The following is a 22,264-nucleotide window of genomic DNA, read 5'->3' on the forward strand; positions in this document are numbered from 1 at the left end:
AACCTGTCTTCATATCACCATTTTTATTATCTAAATAATACCAAGTTGAACCATCTTGATACCAACCAGTTGCCATTGCACCTGATGAACGAAGGTAGTACCAACGGTTACCAACATATACCCAACCTGTCTTCATATCACCATTTTTATTATCTAAATAATACCAAGTTGAACCATCTTGATACCAACCAGTTGCCATTGCACCTGATGAACGGAGGTAGTACCATTTATTGCCAAGTTGTTTCCAACCAGTTTGCATGATACCAGTTTCTGAATCTAGATAGTACCAAGCTGAACCATCATTTATCCAACCTACACGTCTTTCACCACCAAGATTCTTATTCCCAGAATCTCCTGTTTTTGCTAGGTAATACCAGTTAGATTGATCATAAAGCCAACCTGTCTTTAAAGAATGATCTTGATCAAAGTAGTAGTATGCTAATTTAAGAACTTCGGGACCTTCCCAGCCTTCACCATGTTTTTTCCCAACGGTTAAGGAATCTTTTAGCTCTACTTCTTCCCAACCAACAAACTCTTGTAGCACTCCATTTTTGTCAAAGTAGTACCATTCTGGCATTGGGGAACCTTCTAATCTTATACCATTAGGGTAAGGACCAATTGTATATCCTTTAACTGGCATTGGAATGTACTGCCAACCAACAACCATTTCGCCATTATAATCAAAATAATAGGTCTTCCCATCAATCACTCGCCAGTCCGTCTCTTTGATGTCACCCTTCTTGTAGTAGGTTCTTCCGTTTTCTTGTACAAAATGCCAACCTTCTGAATCATCTGCAAATACTACATTTGTAGCTAGAAAACCAAAGAATATTGCTACTAATCCAACTTGCATCATTTTTTTCAAAAGTTTCATGTATATATCTTCCATAACTGATTATAGCAAATACCAAACTGCATGTCAATATATAGAACCCCCCTCAAAAAAGCAGTTACAAAACTGCAACTGCTTTTCTATTCTTGCATGGTGTAACCAACACCACGAACGGTTTTAATGTAGCTTTTCTGACCTTTTACATCAAGCTTGCTACGTAGATAACGGATATAGACATCCACGATATTGGTCTCTGTCGCACTTTCATACTTCCAGACACTTTCCAACAACTGCTCACGAGTCAGAACTTTCTTGCTTCCCATAAGAGTAGCCAAAAGGTCATACTCACGACGCGTCAGAGCAATCATCTCTTCGCCACGATAAACAGTATGATGTTCTACATCCATACGCAGATTGCGGTAAGACGTTGGAACCTTCATCTGACTACAGTGTTGGTCGATAAAGTCCCGACCTCGGAAAATCGCTGAAATACGAGCTACCAGATTCTCAATAATAACTGGCTTATAGATGTAAGAAACGGCAAAGCGTTGGATTGCCTCAATCTGATCTTGCAATTCTTCACGATGGTCCAAGACCATGATGACTGAGGCTGGCTTAGTCCGACTCAGCTTGTCTGCAAAATCCTGGGCTGTCATATCCCCCAGATGAGCATTCAATAAAATCAAGTCATAGTCTGTCTGAAAAGCCATGGAGAGGGCTTTTTGCCCCTCCTCAACCTGATCAACTCGGTATTGCTCTTTTTGGAGTTCCAAACTTAAAAAATGAGCTAGATTTCGTTCTTTCTCAAGTAATAAAATCCGTTTCCCCATGGCAGACCTACTTATTTTTCGTCATACCAAGAGTAGTGGAAGGTTCCTTCTTTGTCTTTACGTTGGTAAGTGTGGGCACCAAAGTAGTCACGTTGTGCTTGGATCAAGTTAGCTGGAAGGTCAGCTGAACGGTAGCTATCAAAGTAAGTAATAGCTGCTGAGAAGGTTGGTACTGGTACACCAGCTTGAACAGCAAGGGCTACGATATCACGTACTGCTTGTTGGTACTTAGCAGTAACATCCAAGAAGTATTCATCCAAAAGAAGGTTGGCAAGGTCTGCATCACGGTTGTAAGCATCTGTAATCTTTTGCAAGAAACGAGAACGGATGATACAGCCATCGCGCCAGATAGATGCGATATCCGCAAATGGCAAGTTCCAGTTGTTTTCTTTAGAAGCTACACGCAATTGCGCAAAACCTTGTGCGTATGAAATGATTTTTGAGAAGTAAAGGGCTTGACGGATCTTTTCAATCAACTCAGCCTTGTCTCCTTCAAATTTGAAGGCAGCTGGTTTTGGAAGAACCTTGCTAGCATGTACACGTTCTTCTTTGTAAGTAGAGATGTAACGTGCAAATACTGACTCAGTAATCAGTGACAATGGTACACCAAGGTCAAGTGATGATTGGCTAGTCCATTTACCAGTACCCTTGTTACCTGCAGCATCAAGGATGTAGTCTACGATTGGTCCAGCTTGGCCTTCATCATCTTTACGGCTCAAAATATCAGCTGTGATTTCAATCAAGTAGCTGTCCAATTCACCCTTGTTCCACTCAGTAAAGATTTCAGCCATATCTTCTGCAGAAAGACCTAGCAAGTGTTGCATCAAGTCATAGCTTTCTGCAATCAATTGCATATCCCCATACTCGATACCGTTGTGAACCATTTTCACATAGTGACCAGCTCCATCAGGACCGATGTAAGTCACACATGGTTTGCCATCTTCTGGTGCTTTAGCTGAGATTTCTTCAAGAACATCCGCAACTAATTCGTAGGCTTCTTTTTGTCCACCAGGCATGATAGAAGGACCTTCTAGGGCACCTTTTTCACCACCAGAAACCCCAGTACCGATAAAGTTGATACCTGAGTTTGCCAATTCTTCATTACGACGGATTGTATCTTTATAGAAAGTGTTTCCTCCGTCGATCAAGATATCACCCTTGTCAAGGTGCGGAAGAAGGGCTTGAATTGTAGCATCTGTACCAGGTCCAGCTTGAACCATAAGCATAATACGACGAGGTTTTTCGATTGAGTTTACAAAACTTTCAACGTCATAGCTTGGTACAAAGTTCTTTTCAGGATGGCAAGCAATCACATCTTCCGTTTTTTCTTTACTACGGTTGTAGATAGCAACTGTGTAACCACGAGATTCAATATTAAGGGCAAGGTTACGACCCATTACGGCCATACCTACGACACCAAAGTTAGCTTTTGTCATTTGACACTCCTCTTGTTTAATTTGTTTTATTTTATCATTTTTACTTTTGAAAAGAAAGAATTTTGTAACGACTGCTTAGTAGTCCAAGTCATCCGCATGTCCAGAACCATTTCCAACAAAGTAACCTGTCTTACAGTTAAGGGTAAAGAGATAGGTTCCATCTGGCTTGTAGAGGTTGTAATAACCATTGCCATTAACGATATTGACACGTTCAAGGATGTATTGGTTACCAGTGATATAACCACGTGAGCGTGAAGTCGCTAAAATTTGTTCCAAAACACCATCCGCGAAATCCCAAGCAGAATTATTGCTATCATCAATAGCTGATTGGTTGTAAGAAACACGACTGGCACTTCTTTGAACAGCAACTCCTGCACTTGATACACCCATATTGACTTCACCACGAGAACTTCTAGTCTCATTTGAAGTCGCATTTGAACTACTTGAGCTTGTCTCACTAGTAGTATTTGAGCTGGCTTGACTTGAGTTTGAACTGCTAGCTTGACTTGAACTTGAAGCACTTGTTTGCTGGCTCTTTCCTAGACTGATAGCCTTATCTAGCACTTTATCAAGCTCCGTATTTCCAGTTTTAATATCTGTAAATTTAGCATCCGATTTAGCTTTAGCGTTAGTGTCCAAAACACCATCAACAATAGCTGGCTTCTCAAATTGTGCATTTACATCTTGAATAGCCTTGATTTGCGTTGCTAGACTATCATACTTAGATTTGGCAAGAGTATGTTCACGACCACCTTCCAGCTTATCCAGCAAGGTCTTGAGTTGGCTCAACTTATCAAACTGGCTATTTTTCAAAGCCGTTTTATTACTATCTGTATAGAAGCCATCATATAAATTATTGAATTCTTCTACATCTGACTGCGTGTTCGTAGTTGATTGAGAAGTCTGGATTTCTTTAGTCGAACGAGCTACTTGACGATAGACATAATAAGCACTGACACAGATAATTACTGATACAAGCGCCAAAGCGGTTAAAACAAAGCCTTTTTTGCTTTTCTTTTCTGACTCTTCTTGTTCCAGACGAGAAAGGTTTTGCTCCTCTTCCACTTCTTCAGTCATTTCTGTTGGATTTTCATCCTCTAGCAATAGAGGATCCAAGCCTTGCTCCTCATCGTCCAGAGGCAAGGGTGGCAAGATGTCTTCAGAAGATGGAACTTCCTCCGAAGAAGCTTCTGACTCTTCTACAGCCTCACGCATCTCTTGAATTAAATCATCCAGACTCTGAGTTTCAACTAACTCCTCTTTTTTGTATTGGCGGGTCACAAATTTATCTGCCTCAATTTCATCTTTATGTTGCTTCACATACTTGTCTAAGATAGAATCTCCAGGCAATACACCTGCTTCCACCTCTTCATTTTTTCGCATAGCTTGTCCAACCGTTAGCTCTTTGGCATCATCAAAATCAAATTGCGGTTCTTGATCTTCATTTTTATGACGATTCCGTCTTTTCTTAGTCATGAGTTTACCTTTCTACTTTACTTCTTGGCGTTTGACACGCTGCCCAAAATATTGATACAGATCCACTTTCAAGGTTCCGTTGTATAACTTACGCTTCTTGTCTGCTTGACTACCGTACTTGGTCTCAAAGGATTCATCACTAGTTAGGATAAATTTGCTCCACGTTTTCAGCGGTGCAAATACTTGCCCCATTTCAGCATAAAGCTTGGCAACTCCTGCATCATCTGATAAACGTTCTCCATAAGGCGGGTTAGAGATGATCACTCCATTGATTTTATCAGAACGTAAATCCTGCACGCGCATCTGCTTAAAGGTAATGTCGCCTGCCACCCCTGCCGCCTGAGCATTGGCCTTAGCAATTTCCACCATACGTGCATCAATGTCACAGCCCATAATATCTAGTTCCATCTCACGATCCACTTTCTTAGCTGCTTCTGTACGCACTTCTTGAATTAGTCGATCGCTGATCCAGTTCCATTCCTCAAAGGCAAAGGAGCGACGAAGACCAGGAGCCATCTTTCTAGCAATCATAACTGCCTCGATACAGAAGGTTCCTGAACCACAGGTCGGATCAATCAAAGGCTTGTCTGGATACCAATTAGAAAGTTGCAAAATGGCTGCCGCCATGTTTTCCTTGATCGGAGCCCCACCTTTTTCCGTACGATAGCCACGTTTAAAAAGGCTAGACCCTGTCGTATCAATCATGACAGTTGCCGCATCTTTGAGAATAGATACCTCAATCTTAAACTCTGGCCCATTCTCCATCAGAGGAACACCTTCTGGACGGGCGTAGTGTTTCTGCAACTTCTTAACAACAGCCTTCTTTGAAATAGCCTGTACACTGGGCTCATTGTGAAGTTTAGATTTAACACATTTGGCTTTTGAAATCGGGAATCGAGCTCCAAGTGGTAAATAATTTTCCCAATCTAGGGCAAATACTCCCTGAAACAGCTCCTCAAAAGTCTTAGCAGGGAATGTTCCTACAATAATCTTGATACGGTCTGCTGCCCGAAGCCAGAGGTTAGTTTCGATGATAGCTCTTGCATCTCCTTGAAAACGAACACGGCCGTTTTCAACCTGACAATCATAGCCCAACTCTCTCACTTCTCGTCCCACAACAGCTTCAAGACCCGCTGCAGCAGTCGCGATTAAATTAAATTCTTTTTTCATTTTCAGTCTTATAAGACCTTTCTATATGTCCACTTTAAAAAATGAGGTTGAGAAAGTTTTCTCAGCCCCAACCTATATGCAATTTTCTATAAGCCATGTTTTGTTCCAGAAGTGACTAGGACCACTTCCTTCGATAATCATCTGTCTACCACTAACAGCATAGAGCTGATAGCAGTCAGAGTACTACGTTCGTTTCCGTGCACTCCATGCCCCGACCAAAATTTGGGTTGCTAGCTTGAGGGGTTTACCGCGTTCCACTCTCTCCGTTTCCAGAAAGACTTCGTCACTGTGGCACTTTCAAGCCTACTCTGACCTATCCAAAGACTTAGCCATTTCAACTGCCGTAACGATTTCTCGTCCCTAGGCTTATGGTTTCGCCTAGCACAAACACTACAGGCATCACAGCCTGTGCTAGCATGGACTTTCCTCATGAAAAGAAATTCTCTTCATGCGATTATCCAAAAATTGCATTTTTCAAATAAGCTCTTATAAATCAGAGTTATCTAAAATTTGTTTACCAAATACTTCTTTTTCGAGACGATTCAAGCGTTTCAAAATATCAAAATTCGTCATAGAACTTGTAGTCGCCACTTCAATAGGCTCTGATTGAACTGGTGAGGATTTCGGTTTACGAGCTAATTCTTCTTTCAACTCAGCAATTTCTTGACGGAGAGACTTGACTAGGGCAGCATAAGTTTCATAGTCCTTGATGACATCGTCCAAAAATTCATCAACTTCAACCTTACTATACCCACGAACTTCACGTCCAAACTCTTGCTCAAAAATATCTTTTGCTGAAAAAATAATACCTGCCATCTCTCTCTCCATTCTCAATTTCTAATAGTATTATTATATAAAAAAAGGCAAACAAAAATCAAGGTCAAAGGCTTACTTTTCAGAAAAATTTTCTACCAGCTCATTTAAGTCTTCAAAGGTTAGCCTTTTTATACGATAGCCTTCCTGATTTGTCATCAGCTTGTCCATAAATTTTAATTTGGTCTCATTTTCTGGGTCATAGAAAAAATAAGCTAAATCAGTATTTTCCAGTAAAAATCGTTGGTAATCACGTAGTTGCCCCTTGTTTTCATACTTGGGATAGGCATATTTAACGAAATCTACCTGCTTGAATTGGCTAAGTTTCATCTGATTGTCTTCATTCCAATTTCCCCCGTGCGTTTCAAAATCAAAAATAGTCGCTAGGCTGAAATCATACTCGTCTTTCATTTCATTTGCGACATCAAGAACCCAGGATTCAAATCCCAAGCTCCCAGTAAAGACCAGCCATTTAAGCCCCTCTTCTGCTAAGTTTTCTAAATCTCTTCTAATCGCTTTCTTTATAATTTTTAACCTGATATCTTTTTCGTTAAAGACACCCAAATCAAAGCTAGAATAGCCCATAATTAAAGCTCTAGTCATTTTTACACCTTTCTTTATATTTTATGGTATAATAGAGTGATGTTATTGTACCAATAAGGAGAAATATGGTCAACTATCCTCATAAAATTTCATCAAAAAAAAGCCAAACATCTATTTCTCAACCAAAAAATTTCGCAAATCGAGGAATGACTTTTGAAAAGATGATTAACGCTACCAACGACTACTATCTGACACATGGTATGGCAGTTATCCACAAAAAACCGACGCCTGTTCAGATCGTTCGAGTAGACTATCCTCAACGTAGTCGAGCCAAAATTGTAGAGGCCTATTTTAGACAAGCTTCCACAACAGATTACTCTGGCGTGTATAGAGGACATTACATTGACTTTGAAGCCAAGGAAACACGACAAAAAAATGCTATTCCACTAAAAAACTTCCATCTTCATCAGATTCAACATATGGAACAAGTTCTGGAACAGCAGGGCATTTGCTTCGTTCTACTTCATTTTTCTTCTCAACAAGAAACTTACTTGTTACCGGCACTTGATTTGATTCGTTTTTATCATCAAGATAAGGGTCAAAAATCAATGCCACTTGGATATATTCGGGAAAACGGATATTTAGTAAAGCAGGGAGCTTTCCCTCAAATTCCCTATCTCGACATTATCAAAGAACATTTACTAGGTGGTAAAACAAGATGAACAAACAAATTATTCTGCGATTCTTAAAGTATATGGGAATTACATTCCTTACCTTATTTATCGCTTTATTTCTATTAGGTGGTGGTGTCTTCCTCTACTTTGTTAGCAAGGCTCCAGCCTTATCTGAAAGTAAATTGGTTACGACAACTTCCAGCAAGATTTATGACAATAAGAACGAACTGATTGCTGACCTTGGATCTGAACGTCGCGTAAATGCTCAAGCCAATGAAATTCCCACTGATTTGGTTAAAGCTATCGTCTCAATCGAAGATCACCGCTTCTTTGATCATAGAGGTGTTGATACTATTCGTATCATGGGAGCTGCATTGAGAAACCTCCAAGGACAAGGGGGACTCCAAGGGGCTTCAACCTTGACCCAGCAATTGATTAAATTAACTTACTTTTCTACTTCAACTGCTGACCAAACCATATCACGTAAAGCCCAAGAAGCTTGGCTAGCCGTTCAATTAGAGCAAAAAGCAACCAAGCAAGAAATCCTGACCTACTACATCAACAAAGTCTACATGTCTAACGGTAACTATGGAATGCAAACCGCAGCCGAAAATTACTATGGAAAAGACTTGAAGGATTTAAGCCTGCCACAGTTAGCACTCCTAGCCGGAATGCCTCAAGCACCAAACCAATATGATCCATATTCCCACCCAGAAGCTGCTCTAGAGCGTCGTAACTTGGTACTTTCAGAAATGAAAGAGCAAAATTACATCAGTGCAGAAGAGTATGAAAAAGCTATTAATACGCCTATCACTAACGGGCTTCAAAGCTTGAAGTCAGCCAATAGTTACCCAGCCTATATGGACAACTACCTCAAAGAAGTAATCGACCAAGTCGAACAAGAAACGGGCTACAACCTTCTTACCACAGGTATGGAAGTCTATACTAATGTCGACAAAGATGTTCAAAAGCGACTTTGGGATGTTTACAACACAGATGAGTACGTTGCTTATCCAGATGATGAAATCCAAGTAGCATCCACTATCGTAGATGTAACAAATGGTAAAGTCATTGCTCAATTAGGTGCCCGTCACCAATCAAGTAATGTATCTTTCGGCATCAACCAAGCTGTTGAAACCAACCGTGACTGGGGTTCTACTATGAAACCAATTACTGACTATGCTCCCGCTTTAGAATATGGAGTCTACGACTCTACTGCAACTATTGTACATGATGTTCCTTATAACTATCCTGGTACCAATACTCCAGTCTACAACTGGGATCATGGCTACTTTGGAAATATTACAATCCAGTATGCTCTTCAACAATCACGTAATGTCACAGCGGTTGAAACTCTTAGTAAGGTTGGTTTAGACAGAGCAAAAACCTTCCTCAACGGCCTTGGTATCGACTATCCAAGCATACACTATGCTAACGCCATTTCAAGTAATACAACAGAATCTAACAAACAATACGGTGCAAGTAGTGAAAAAATGGCTGCTGCTTATGCCGCCTTTGCTAATGGTGGTATTTATCACAAACCAATGTATATCAATAAAATCGTCTTTAGTGATGGTAGTGAAAAAGAATTTTCTGATGCTGGTACACGAGCTATGAAAGAAACCACTGCCTATATGATGACCGAAATGATGAAAACTGTTTTAGCTTACGGAACTGGACGTGGAGCCTACCTACCATGGCTTCCACAAGCAGGTAAGACAGGTACTTCTAACTATACTGACGACGAAATTGAAAAGTATATCAAGAACACTGGCTACGTAGCACCAGATGAAATGTTTGTAGGTTATACTCGTAAATATTCAATGGCTGTTTGGACAGGATACTCAAATCGTCTAACTCCAATCATTGGGGACGGCTTCTATGTTGCAGCTAAGGTTTATCGCTCAATGATAAGCTATCTATCAGAAGATGACCAACCTGGAGATTGGACAATGCCAGAGGCCTTATATAGAAGTGGAGAATTTGTCTTCCAAAATGGAGCAAGAAATAGTTGGAATACTCCAGCCACACAACAAACACAGTCAGTAGAGAATTCCTCTACAACAACTGAAAGTTCTACTACACAGACAAGTACGACGGTTGGTCAACAACCCAATAATGCTCCAGCAACTAATCCTAATCAAGGACAAGCTGGGCAGACTATCCAACCAGTACAACCAACACCACAAAATCCACAAGTTCAACAGCAACCACAACAGTAAGATGAAGAGAATCCTGAGAGTAGAAACTCAGGATTTTTTCTACAAAAATTAGCTTCATTATCTCTGAAAGTGAAGATAGCCATCAATTCATTTTCGAGAAACCAAAAGAAGTTAGCCAAAACTAACTTCTTATTTGTTCTATTTCACATGTTTTGCGAGTTCTTCTTGCGCTTTTTTATTGGATTCTGCTTTTTCTTTCATCCATTTTTCTTGCGCTTTTTGGTATTCATCTGCAGTGACTGCCTTGTCTTGAATTTCAAGGTATTTATACAAGAGTGGCTCACTTGTACCTTTATTTCCTGACAATGCAAATGGTATTGTAAATGGTACCATCTTAGACAAGATTGGACGTCCTGTACGAGATGTAGTTGGAATAATCAAGGCACTGTCTGTCAACCAAGCTTGGGCCGCAGCATATTTATCATATCGTTTAGAAACATCTGTAGCCTCATCACCAGCTTCTGTAACCAATTTTTCGTAGTCATATAGACCTACTTTTTTAGCAGCTACATTATCTTTCCCTGAGTCAAACCCTAAATATGTTTTAGTACTTTCTCCTACAGATGGTTTGATAATATCAAGGTAGGTTGATGGATCGGCAAAGTCAGGACCCCAACCGACATTATCTGATAAATCCCAGTCTTCGCCAGCAGCATTTTCAGCAAAATATGTAATATTGTTTACTTCGTCTTTTTGTAGTTGTTGAATATCAATAATGACATTATCAGTTCCTAAAGTTGCTTCCAAGGATTGTTTCATAGATTGGACACGTTGAACTTTTGTAGTTGCTGTCTGGTCAACTGGCATATCCAAATGAATTGGGAAAGTCACGCCTTCTGCTTGTAAAGCTGATTTAGCTTTGGCAAATTCAACCTTGGCTTTTTCTGGATTGTAGAGACCATCTTGGGCATCAGCAAGGTTCACATCCTTCCATTCATCCCCATAAGTCACCAATTTTTCTTTGACCATATCGCCAAAGTTTTTCCCATCTGCTTGAACAAATGTTGGTGGAACAAAAATATTACGCAAGATTTTGCTTGCTCCAGTTTGTCCATTTAGCTGAGAAGCATAAGCTGTACGGTCAAAGCCAAAGGCAATAGCCTGACGGAAATCCTTGTTCAATAATGCTTTTTTAGTAGAAGACTTTTGTTCTTCGCTAGTCTTGGATGTGTATTTATAAGATTGACGGTCAATGTTTGTTCCCACTAGATACGTAGTAGAGTCTTGTTGCGTATAGACAATATTGTCCTTCATCTCTTTCTCAAGTTCTGCGAAACTTGCACTTGTTGGATAGAGACGAGCTGCTGTAAGGCTACCATCTTTAAAGTTTTCTGCAGGTTTACTAGTATCTTGACCATCCCAGAATGACAATTTAACTTTGTCAATATGTACATTGTCTTTATCCCAGTAGTTAGGATTTTTCGCAAATTCGACAGAGGATTTGGTCACAATAGATTTCAACAAATAAGGGCCATTATACAATAGGCTACCTGGATCCGTAGCTTTAGCAAAATCATCCCCTTTTGAATTCAAAAACTCTTCATTGACTGGCGCAAGTACACCCATAGTTGTTTTAGAATTCCAAAAACTTTCAGGTTTGTTCAAGGTGTATTGGACTGTTTGATCGTCAAGCGCTTTAATCCCGACTTGAGCAAAGTCTGTAATTTCACCTTTTGCATATGCATCCAGACCTTTGATTGAATCCTGTACCAAGTAAAGGGCTTCTGCTTTCTTATCTGTTGCATATTTAAGACCCGTCACAAAGTCCTGAGCCTTAACAGGAGCATACTCTTCTCCCTCAGATGTATACCACTTGGCATCCTGACGAATCTTATAAGTATAGGTCAAGCCATCCTTAGAAACTGACCAGTCCTCTGCCATTGAGGGAATAAGGTTCCCATATTTATCATTTTCAAGCAATCCATCAATCACATTACTAGTAATGTCAGCAGTCGCTGCCTTACCAGTTGTTAAGTAGTTGAGATTATCTGGGTGTGTCTCGTAGGTAAATGCAAAGGTCTGCTCACCTTTAGCGCCTGAGCCCCCTGAACAAGCAGCTAAAACACCTGCTGCTAATAAAGTTACTCCCGCAAGAGCCAATACTTTTCTTGTTTTCATAGTACTCTCCTTTGTTTTTCTGTCCATTATAGACCCTTTTTCAAACCTTGTCAACAGAATTTTCAGAATTTTTGAAAATTATTTTTTAAACAATAAGTTTGCAAAAATATGAATAATATTAAATAGTTCTTAACTAATTCACATAACAAAGAATTTGTTGATAATATCTCTAAATATCAAATAGTATTCTGTTTTATACTTATTTAAAATCAAAAAGAGTAGAAATTATCCTTTTTTGAGAATATATATGATATATTTTTAGCAAAAACTCTAGCATTGATTCCATACAATACAGGAATACTTATAAGAACTGTTGAATTTTAAAGTACATACTTGGACTACGATATTTCTTGGGAAAACTGCCAACAAAAAGACGCTCTTTGATTTTACATAAGTATAAATTGGCCATCTACATAAAACAAAAAGCCAACATAGATTCTCTTCTGACCGACAGAAAACAATCTTGTTCGCTTTACTTCTAAAAATCTTAAGTAGCAAAGATTCTAAAATTATAGAATCATTGCATTAATGTCTCAACTCTTCCTCTACAACATTCAGGGCCCGTTCAATGACTACATGCATGTCGTAGTATTTATAATCTGCTAAACGACCACAGAAAATAACCTTGTCATTTGTTGCCTCTTCTTCCTGATATTTGGCAAATATAGCATTGTTTCTCTCATCATTGATTGGATAATAAGGTTCATCTCCACGTTTCCAATCAGCTGGGTATTCACGAGTAATAACCGTTTTCTCCTGTGTACCATACTCAAAGTGTTTATGCTCAATAATGCGAGTATAAGGAATTTCACGTTCTGTGTAGTTAACAACTGCGTTTCCTTGATAGTTTTCCTCATCTAGAACTTCATGCTCAAAACGAAGACTACGGTATTCTAACTCACCATGTTTATAATCGAAGTATTGGTCAATCATCCCTGTAAAGACAACCTTTTCAGCAGAAGCTTCTAATTCCTCACGATTGGCAAAAAAGTCAACTCCAAGTTCTACTTCCACATCCTTCAACATATTTTCGATAATGACATTATACCCACCGATTGGAATCCCTTGGTAACGGTCGTTGAAGTAGTTATTATCAAAAGTCAAACGAACTGGTAGACGTTTGATGATAAAGGGTGGAAGGTCAGTCGCAGAACGCCCCCATTGCTTTTCAGTGTATCCTTTAATCAACTTTTCATAAATATCTGGACCGATCAACTTGATAGCCTGTTCTTCCAAGTTTTTAGGTTCAATGTCCTTCATATGAGCCGTTTGATCAGCAATCTTATCTTTGACTTCTTGAGGAGTTTTTGTCCCCCATATAGCATAGAAAGTATTCATATTGAAAGGTAGATTATAAAGGCTACCCTTGTAATTAGCTACAGGCGAGTTGATATAGTTGTTAAATTCAGCAAATTGATTAACATAATCCCACACTTTTTTATTAGAAGTATGGAAGATATGAGCACCATATTTGTGAACGTTGATTCCTTCTACATTCTCACAATAGATATTCCCACCAATGTGGTCACGTTTATCAATTACTTTTACTTTTTTTCCACGCTTAGTCGCCTCATAAGCAAAAATTGTTCCCGACAAACCAGCACCAACGATTAGATAGTCGTACATAGTCTCTTCCTTATCACTTATCTTTACATCTCCTTAACTATAGTAAAAGAGAGAATCTTATACTCTTCGAAAATCTCTTCAAACCACGTCAGCGTCCATCTGCAACCTCAAAACAGTATTTTGAGCTGACTTCGTCAGTTCTATCTACCACCTAAAAGCTGTACTTTGAGCTAACTTCCCAGTTACTCTTTGATTTTCATTGAGTATTCGTTTCAATCTATTTTAGCACAAAACAAATCATTTCTCAGTTTTCAATAGCCGAGTGATTTAAAAAGACAAGCACCAAAACTGATGTTTGTCTTTATGATTTTCCTTAAAAAAGCTATTTTTCATTATTTAACATGATTTTCTGCTTCTTTTTGAGCTTTTTCGATTGCTTTTTTACTTTCTTGCTCCCATTTAGTCTTTGCTTCTTCATACTGTTTGGTCGTAACAGTATCTTTTTGCAGTTTCATATACTTATAGTTATAACCGTCCCCCTTGATACCGACCAATGAGTACCCTCTTGTAAATGGTGTCACTTTTGTCACAGAAGCAGTCCCACCTCCTGACATAGCTGACATAATGAGAGAGTTATCAATCATCCAAGCCTGCGCTTCAGCATATTTCTCGTAACGTTTAGCTACATCTTTATTTTCACTATCCGCATCTTTGAGAATTTTAGTGTAAGTATCCAAACCTAGGCTAGCAATCTTCGCTTTATCTTCCTTGGCATCTAGACCAAAAATCTTGAGATAGAATCCATCCTCTGCATTGAATGGATTGAGGTAAGTAGATGGATCCTGATAATCCGCTACCCAACCATCAAAACTTAAATCATAATCTCTTGCATCGGGAGTAGGAGCTAAGAAGGCTACATTATTATACTCATCTGTAGAGAGTTGTTGAACATCAACAACAAGATTGTCAGTACCTAAAACTGATTCAAGAGTCTGTTTCACAGAATTCATACCAGTCACAGCATTTTTATTTGTCTGGTCCACAGCTATATCCAAGTGAATTGGGAAGGTAACACCTTGACTTGCCAAGTCTTTTTTGGCTTCTGCAAATTTTGCTTGGGCTTTTTCTTTGTTAAAATAGGCATCCTGCGCATCTGCTAGGTTCATACCTGCCCACTCTGTGCCATAGTTGACCAATTTAGAAGCGACTACTTCTCCAAAGGTCTTGTCTCCAACTTGGACAAATGTAGGAGGTACTAGGATGTTACGAAGAGTCTTGCTAGCTGCTTCTTCCCCATTTGACTGAGCAGAATAGGCTGTGCGGTCCAAGGCAAAGTTTACTGCTTGACGGAAGTTTTTGTTCAAGACAGCTATCTCAGTTGACTTCTTCTGCTCATCTGTCGTTTTAGCAGTGTGATTGTAAGTCTTACGATTGACATTGAAATTAAAATACCAAGAAGTCTTGTCCTGCAAACTATAGACGATATTATCCTTATATTTTTCCTTGGTCTTAGCAAAGTTTGAACTATTTGGATAAACTCCAGCGATAGAATAGGCTCCACTTTCAAAGTTACGGATGGTCAATTCTTGGTCTGAACCATCAAAGTAAGCCAACTTGACATGTTCAATCGATACTTTGTCATGATCATAGTAATGCGGATTTTTCACATACTCAATAGATGATTTTGATGTGAAATCTTTTAACAAGTAAGGACCACTGTAAAGAATGCTATCTGGAGATAGGGTCCCAAAATCTTTCCCTTTTGAATTTAAAAACTCTTCGTTTACTGGGAAAAGAATACTATTCGTTGTTTTTGAATTCCAGTAAGGCTCTGGGCGTGTCAAAGTATACTCAATAGTCTGGTCATCAATAGCCTTGACCCCAACCTTAGAAAAGTCAGAATCCGCTCCTGTAATATAATCATTCAAGCCCTTGATCGAATTTTGAATCAAGTCAAGCGCCTGTGATTTATTATCCACAGCATACTTGATACCTGTCACAAAATCTTGTGCCTTGACTGGGGCGTACTCTTCACCGTCAGCTGTGAACCATTTGGCATCTTTTCTCAATTTGTAGGTATAAGTCAGACCATCGCTCGAAACAGACCAGTCTTCTGCCAAAGATGGAACTAGATTTCCATAATTGTCATTTTCAAGCAAACCATCAACTAGGTTGGTTATAATCGATGTATTATCGGCGTAGTAGTCTAATAAATAGTTAAATGTAGTTGGATTTCCACTAAAGGTTGATGAGTAAGTTTTTGTATCTGAACCTGATTGACCGCAAGCAGCTAAAAGCAAAGCAGTCGCAAAAGTCAATCCTGTACCAAGGACACGCTTTTTTGTATTCATCTTCTTTCTCCTTTATGTTAGTTTTTGTAACATAAGTTTATTTTACCAAAATCATGGTAATTTGTAAAGTTAATTGAATTTCTAGAATGGAAGTTTATAAACTCTAGGCATAAAAAAACAAAGGATTTCTGTCTTTCATACAGTCCTCCCTTGTTTTTTATGCGATTTATTGATTAAAAATTATTTGTAAAAATAAGCCTGGACTCATTTTACGTGTTTTTCTAAATCCTTTTGATACTGAGCATTCGATTCTAGTTTTTCCTTTTGCCACTTTTTGAGTGCTGCCTCATACTCTTTAGTTGTGACAATATCATTTTGAAGTTCCATTCCTTTAAAAATAAATGGATCCCCTTTGATACCAACTTGTGAATAAGCTTTAGTAAATGGTACAGCACGACTTACCATAGGAGAACCTCCTGAAGACGCCACTGGAATAAGGAGAGAACTATCTGTTACCCAAGCTTGAGCCTTAGCATATTTCTCATAACGTTTATCAAGATTGGTCGTCTCAGAAGCAGCATCGTCCAAGAGCTTCTTGTATTCATCCAAGCCAACTTTCGCCATGACTTCAGGATCCTTGCCCTTTGTTATACCTAGGTGTTTCAAGGCAGAACCCTTCTTAGCATCTAAAATATTGAGATAGGTTGCTGGATCTTGGTAATCTGGTCCCCAACCTGTTCCGTTCAAATCATAGTCTTTTTGGGTTGGAACTTTCGCTTGAGAAGTGATACTTTCCTTCTCATTGTCTGTCATTTGAAGAACATCTACAATGACATTCTCCGTTCCAAGCGTTTCTTCAATTGATTGTTTTAGCGAATTGGTTTGTTGAACCGCAACTACATCTGTCTGTTCTACTGGCACATCCAAATGAATCGGGAAACTTACTCCCTTAGTTTGCAATTCTGACTTCGCTTTTTCAAATGCAGATTTAGCCTTTGTAGGATTGTAAATTGTATCCTTACCATCTGTGAGAGTCACATCTTTCCACTGTTCTCCATATTTCAGTAGTTCATCTTGAGCCAACTGTCCGAAGGTCTTCCCTGCTACTTGAACATAATTATCTGGCACTAGACTATTACGAATAATCTTATCCGCACCTTCTTCACCGTTTAATTGAGCTGTATAGGCGTGGCGATTGAAGGCAAAATTAATCGCTTGACGGAAATTTTTATTCAGCATAGCTTCTTTGGTAGAAAGCTTTTGTCCTTCATCTGTCTTGGCTGTTTTATTATATGATTGACGATTTACGTTAAAAGTAAAGTAATAACTAGTTGCTTCCTGAGGGCTATAAATAATCTGATCGCCATATTTCTCTTTGGTAGAAGCAAAACTTGAACTATTTGGGAAAAGTCTCGCTGTATTGTATGCTCCTGTAGCGAAACTACGGATAAGGGATTCTTGATCTGATCCGTCATAGAATGTTAATTTTACATTATCAATCTTGACATTTTCCTTATCCCAATAGTTAGGATTTTTTTCATATTCAATCACAGATTTAGAAATCAAAGATTTCAAAAAATATGGACCATTGTAAAGAATACTTGATGGGGTCGGCGCTCCGTAATCCTTGCCTGTTGCATTCAAAAACTCTTCATTTACAGGAAGCATGGTTGCTGTTGTTACTTTCGAGTTCCAAAAACTTTCTGGTTTATTAAGGGTATATTCTACCGTATAATCATCAAGAGCTTTAACACCTACAGTTGAAAAATCATTGGTCTCACCACTAACATAGGCCTCCAAACCTTTGATTGATTTTTCAATCAAAGAAAGACCATCTGACTTAGCATCTGCTGCATGTTTCAGACCTGTAACAAAATCCTGAGCCTTAACTTCTGCATACTCCTCTCCTTCAGAAGTATACCACTTCACACCCTTACGAAGTTTGTACGTATAAGTCAAACCATCAGCTGAAACAGTCCAATCCTCTGCTAAAGACGGAACAAGATTCCCATATTTATCATTCTCTAAAAGACCATCAACAACATTACCAATCACGTCAGAGGTCGAACTTTTACTCGTAATGCTATAATCCAAGGAAGACGGATCTACTGCATAGACATAAGAAAAGCTCCTCGGGGCATCTGCTTTCTTATCACTTTTCCCACAAGCTACCAAAAGAAGGGCTGCACTCAAGGTTACTCCCGCTCCTAAGAGCCACTTTTTCGATTTCATAGGCAATCTCCTTTAATAATATGTTATTTCCACCATTATACTCTATTTTATTCTAAATGCAAGAGCTTTCGACAAATTTTTTAGAAAATTCTAACAAATGTTTTTAAAAGAGTTTTCTAAAAAACTTTTAGCAAAAAACCTCAAACTCTATAAGCTTGAGGTCCCCACTTTTTAGTCAGTCAATTCCACACAGAAAGCATCCCATGGAGCTAAGATTTGTTTTTCAAAAACTTCTTGAGCCACAGTATTTTCAATCAGGACTGATTTAACTTTTCCTTCTACTGCCAAGTCTTGTTTTTCATTGGACAAGTTGGCCACAACTAGGAAACGGCGGTCACCGTCCTTACGAATATAGGCAAAGACCTTATCAGCCGTATCAAGTAATTCAAAGTCAGCTCGAATCAGCCAGCTATTCTCCTTACGGATTTGAACTAGCTTCTGATAGGTATAGAAAATAGAATCTGGATTTGCCAGCGCTTCTTGAACATTGATTCTTTGATAGTTTGGATTCACTGCCAACCAAGGTTGACCTGTTGAGAAACCAGCGTTTTTGCTCTCATCCCATTGCATAGGGGTACGAGCATTGTCACGTCCAATGACACGGATACTGTCCATGATTTCTTCCATAGGAACACCTTTTTCAAGAGCCTCACGCGCATAGTTGAGGGATTCAATATCTTCTACTTGGTCCAGTGTTTCAAACGGATAATTTGTCATCCCAATTTCCTCACCTTGGTAGATATAAGGAGTTCCTCTCATGAGATGAAGTAAGATTGCAAAAGCTTTGGCAGATTTTTCTCGGTATTCTTGGTCATTCCCCCAGATTGAGACGATACGAGGGAGGTCATGATTGTTCCAGAAAAGCGAATTCCAGCCATCCTCAACTCCTAACTCTGTCTGCCATTTGTTGAAAATCTCTTTCAACTTAGGGATATTCAGCTCTTTTTGATAGTGCCACTTAGGTTGCCCTTCCTGATACTGAAGACAAATGTGTTCAAACTGGAAGACCATAGACAATTCTTGCCCCTTTGGATCAGAGTAGAGCTTGGCAATCTCTGGCGTTGCTCCCCAGGTTTCCCCTACTGTCAAGAGATTCTTATCTCCAAAGGTCGCCTGATTCATCTCCTTGAGATAGGGGTGGAGCATGGGACCGTTATTAACTACTTTCTCATCAGGAATTTTGCCAATCATGTCAATGACATCCATGCGGAAACCGCCAATTCCTTTATCAATCCAGAAGTTCATCATCTCATAAATTTTCTGGCGAAGTTTTTCATTCTCCCAGTTGAGATCCGGCTGTTTCTTGCTGAAAAAGTGAAGATAGTATTGACCAGACTTTTCATCGTATTCCCAAGCAGACCCACTAAAGATAGAATCTAGATCATTAGGCTCATCTCGCCAGATATAGTAGTCACGCTCAGGGCTATCAGGATTTTCACAGGCCTCGACAAACCAATCATGTTCATCCGAGGTATGATTGACCACCAAGTCCATGATGATACGAATATCACGCTTCTTGGCTTCCGCGATTAGTTGGTTCATATCCTCCATGGTCCCAAAAATAACTGCAATCGCTTGATAATCAGCAATATCGTAGCCATTATCATCCATAGGACTGTCATAAACTGGAGAAAGCCAAATCGCTGTAATTCCTAACTTGGCTAGATAGTCTAACTTACTGGTAATTCCTAGCAAATCGCCAATTCCATCTCCGTTGCTATCCATAAAGCTCTTAGGATAAACTTGATAGACTACGGCATTATGCCACCATTTTTCTTGCATCTTCTTACCTCATTATTTTCATAATCTATAGTCTATGATAGCGCTTTTCAGAATTTTGTGCAAGCGTTTGCCTAATCTTTTTGATTCCTTTTTTAACTCCATAGTTTCCTAACTTCCAATTTTTTATTATAATAGAGGTCAGAGGTAAAAAAATGAAAAAACAAGCTTTTAGTTCTGAACAATATTTGAATCTACAGCGCGACCACATTTTGGAGCGCATTAACCAATTTGACGGCAAGCTCTACTTGGAGTTTGGTGGCAAAATGTTAGAAGACTTCCACGCTGCCCGTGTTCTTCCTGGCTATGAACCTGACAACAAAATCAAGCTCTTGCAGGAATTGAAAGAGCAAGTTGAAGTTGTAATCGCCATTAATGCTAGCAACATCGAACATTCCAAAGCACGTGGTGACTTGGGCATTTCTTATGATCAAGAAGTTCTTCGTTTGATTGATAAATTCAATGAACTGGGGATTTTTGTTGGTTCCGTTGTCATCACACAGTACGCTGGTCAACCAGCTGCAGATGCCTTCCGCAACCAACTTGAGAAAAACGGAATTGATTCCTATCTTCATTATCCAATCAAAGGATATCCAACAGATATGGATCATATCATTTCTCCAGAAGGCATGGGGAAAAACGACTACATCAAAACCAGTCGTAACTTGATCGTCGTAACCGCTCCTGGACCTGGTTCTGGAAAATTGGCAACCTGTATGTCCAATATGTACCACGACCAAATCAATGGTATCAAGTCTGGTTACGCTAAATTTGAAACCTTCCCAGTTTGGAATCTTCCTCTTCATCATCCTGTCAACTTGGCCTACGAGGCTGCTACAGCTGACCTTGATGATGTCAACATGATTGACCCTTTCCATCTCCAAACCTATGGAGAAACCACTGTCAACTACAACCGTGATATAGAGATTTTCCCAGTGCTCAAGCGTATGTTAGAACGTATTCTTGGTGAATCTCCATACGCTTCTCCGACAGATATGGGTGTTAACATGGTTGGTTTCGCTATTACAGATAATGAGGCTGCTATCGAAGCCTCTAAACAAGAAATCATCCGTCGCTACTATCAAACAGTGCTTGATTTCAAAGCTGAAAAAGTGGGCGAATCTGCTGTCAAGAAAATTGAGTTGCTTATGAACGACCTCGGTATCACACCTGCAGACCGCAAGGTTGCTGTCGTTGCGCGCCAAAAAGCAGAAGAAACTGGTGGACCCGCCCTAGCCCTTGAATTGCCAAATGGGGAAATCGTCACAGGTAAGAACTCAGAACTCTTTGGCCCAACTGCCGCTGCCTTGATTAACGCTATCAAGAAATCAGCTGACATTGCTAAAGAAGTGAAACTAATCGAGCCTGAAGTTGTTAAGCCAATCCAAGGTCTTAAAATCGATCATCTCGGTAGCCGCAATCCACGCCTGCATTCAAATGAAATTTTGATTGCCCTTGCTATCACAGCTACAGAAAATCCTGATGCTGCTCGTACCATGGAAGAGCTTGGTAACCTCAAAGGAAGCGAAGCTCACTCAACCATCATCTTGACAGATGAAGACAAGAATGTCCTTCGTAAATTGGGTATCAATGTAACCTTTGACCCATACTACCAATACGACCGCTTATATCGTAAGTAACGATTTGAACCTCTCCACTCTCGGAGAGGTTTTCTCTCTGTCTCAGAGCCGGCTTTATGTTATAATGAAAGAAGAAAACTGAAAGGATCTACCATGTCAAAAGAAGTTATTGTTGAAAGTTTTGAACTTGACCACACTATTGTTAAAGCTCCCTATGTTCGCTTGATTGGGGAAGAAACAGGGCCAAAGGGAGATGTTATCTCCAATTTTGATATTCGCTTGGTACAACCAAACGAAGACTCAATCCCTACCGCTGGCCTTCACACTATCGAGCACCTCTTAGCAAAACTCATCCGTACCCGCATTGACGGTATGATTGACTGTTCACCATTTGGTTGTCGCACAGGCTTCCATATGATTATGTGGGGGCGTCATACCAGCGCTGAAATTGCGGCTGTTATCAAGGATTCGCTCAAGGAAATCGCTGAAACTACTACTTGGGAAGACGTCCCTGGAACAACCATCGAATCTTGCGGTAACTACAAGGATCACAGCCTCTTTTCTGCTAAAGAATGGGCAAAACTCATCTTAGAACAAGGGATTTCAGATGATGCCTTTGAACGCCATGTCATCTAAACACAAAAAGGAACCAGTTTTTCAGCTGGCTCCTTCTTTTTTATTCTCAAAATTTTGTCTTATACT

General features: G+C 39.5%; 16 protein-coding genes and 1 other RNA gene. 4 read left to right on the top strand and 13 right to left on the bottom strand.

The genetic code is table 11. The annotated features are described in order from the left end of the window. The 8 genes from HMPREF0851_RS08960 to HMPREF0851_RS08990 all read right to left on the bottom strand — a co-directional run. The coding region (locus HMPREF0851_RS08960; protein WP_000771088.1) for an N-acetylmuramoyl-L-alanine amidase family protein at window positions 1-874 on the bottom strand (874 nt) is incomplete at its 3' end. Between the two features lie 98 nt (window positions 875-972). Beyond that, window positions 973-1,662 carry a DNA-binding response regulator gene (locus HMPREF0851_RS08965; RefSeq protein WP_000518022.1) on the bottom strand — a complete coding sequence of 230 codons (690 nt, stop codon included), beginning with the start codon at window positions 1,660-1,662 and terminating at the stop codon, window positions 973-975. An 11-nt stretch (window positions 1,663-1,673) separates the two neighbouring features. Beyond that, complete coding sequence (gene gndA / locus HMPREF0851_RS08970) at window positions 1,674-3,098, bottom strand: NADP-dependent phosphogluconate dehydrogenase (protein ID WP_000158769.1); 1,425 nt, start codon at window positions 3,096-3,098, stop codon at window positions 1,674-1,676. Between the two features lie 75 nt (window positions 3,099-3,173). Then, on the bottom strand, window positions 3,174-4,574 hold the full coding sequence (gene mapZ, locus HMPREF0851_RS08975) for a cell division site-positioning protein MapZ (protein ID WP_000163146.1): 1,401 nt from the start codon (window positions 4,572-4,574) through the stop codon (window positions 3,174-3,176). A gap of 12 nt (window positions 4,575-4,586) precedes the next feature. Then, window positions 4,587-5,744, bottom strand: a complete 1,158-nt coding sequence (locus HMPREF0851_RS08980) for a THUMP domain-containing class I SAM-dependent RNA methyltransferase (protein ID WP_000711363.1) — start codon at window positions 5,742-5,744, stop codon at window positions 4,587-4,589. An 84-nt stretch (window positions 5,745-5,828) separates the two neighbouring features. Then, an RNA gene (rnpB, locus tag HMPREF0851_RS15695) (RNase P RNA component class B) lies at window positions 5,829-6,210 on the bottom strand. A 20-nt stretch (window positions 6,211-6,230) separates the two neighbouring features. Then, complete coding sequence (gpsB, locus tag HMPREF0851_RS08985) at window positions 6,231-6,560, bottom strand: cell division regulator GpsB (RefSeq protein WP_000907308.1); 330 nt, start codon at window positions 6,558-6,560, stop codon at window positions 6,231-6,233. Between the two features lie 72 nt (window positions 6,561-6,632). Next, a complete protein-coding gene (locus tag HMPREF0851_RS08990) occupies window positions 6,633-7,160 on the bottom strand; it encodes a DUF1273 domain-containing protein (protein WP_000196205.1) in 528 nt (175 codons plus the stop codon). Between the two features lie 65 nt (window positions 7,161-7,225). Between HMPREF0851_RS08990 and recU the strand changes: the two genes are divergently transcribed. Together recU and pbp1a are read left to right on the top strand one after the other, a co-directional pair. Next, a complete protein-coding gene (recU, locus tag HMPREF0851_RS08995) occupies window positions 7,226-7,822 on the top strand; it encodes a Holliday junction resolvase RecU (protein ID WP_000248750.1) in 597 nt (198 codons plus the stop codon). Further along, window positions 7,819-9,996, top strand: coding sequence for a penicillin-binding protein PBP1A (pbp1a, locus tag HMPREF0851_RS09000; protein ID WP_001041323.1), 2,178 nt, complete (start codon window positions 7,819-7,821; stop codon window positions 9,994-9,996). Before recU ends, pbp1a begins: the two co-directional genes overlap by 4 nt. 138 nt (window positions 9,997-10,134) lie before the next feature. Here the strand turns inward: pbp1a and HMPREF0851_RS09005 are convergent, their stop codons facing one another. The 5 genes from HMPREF0851_RS09005 to HMPREF0851_RS09025 form a co-directional block, all read right to left on the bottom strand. Continuing rightward, entirely contained in the window at window positions 10,135-12,114 is a 1,980-nt protein-coding gene (locus HMPREF0851_RS09005) for a peptide ABC transporter substrate-binding protein (protein ID WP_000857587.1), read from the bottom strand. A 525-nt stretch (window positions 12,115-12,639) separates the two neighbouring features. After that, window positions 12,640-13,740, bottom strand: coding sequence for a UDP-galactopyranose mutase (gene glf / locus HMPREF0851_RS09010; RefSeq protein WP_000272528.1), 1,101 nt, complete (start codon window positions 13,738-13,740; stop codon window positions 12,640-12,642). A 332-nt stretch (window positions 13,741-14,072) separates the two neighbouring features. After that, window positions 14,073-16,031: a peptide ABC transporter substrate-binding protein gene (locus HMPREF0851_RS09015; RefSeq protein WP_001093126.1), complete on the bottom strand. Its 1,959-nt coding sequence runs from the start codon at window positions 16,029-16,031 to the stop codon at window positions 14,073-14,075. Window positions 16,032-16,235: 204 nt separating this feature from the next. Further along, window positions 16,236-18,203 carry a peptide ABC transporter substrate-binding protein gene (locus tag HMPREF0851_RS09020; RefSeq protein WP_000837400.1) on the bottom strand — a complete coding sequence of 656 codons (1,968 nt, stop codon included), beginning with the start codon at window positions 18,201-18,203 and terminating at the stop codon, window positions 16,236-16,238. Between the two features lie 171 nt (window positions 18,204-18,374). Continuing rightward, complete coding sequence (locus HMPREF0851_RS09025) at window positions 18,375-19,985, bottom strand: glycoside hydrolase family 13 protein (protein WP_001156773.1); 1,611 nt, start codon at window positions 19,983-19,985, stop codon at window positions 18,375-18,377. 152 nt (window positions 19,986-20,137) lie between these two features. Here HMPREF0851_RS09025 and HMPREF0851_RS09030 point away from each other — a divergent pair, with 152 nt between their 5' ends. Next, the gene (locus HMPREF0851_RS09030; protein WP_000743607.1) at window positions 20,138-21,622 is read left to right on the top strand and encodes a DUF1846 domain-containing protein; all 1,485 of its coding nucleotides are present in this window, start codon (window positions 20,138-20,140) and stop codon (window positions 21,620-21,622) included. 93 nt (window positions 21,623-21,715) lie between these two features. Next, window positions 21,716-22,198, top strand: coding sequence for an S-ribosylhomocysteine lyase (locus HMPREF0851_RS09035; RefSeq protein WP_000032557.1), 483 nt, complete (start codon window positions 21,716-21,718; stop codon window positions 22,196-22,198). Window positions 22,199-22,264 lie beyond the last annotated feature (66 nt).

Source organism: Streptococcus sp. M334, assembly GCF_000187745.1.
Classification (GTDB): Bacteria; Bacillota; Bacilli; order Lactobacillales; family Streptococcaceae; genus Streptococcus.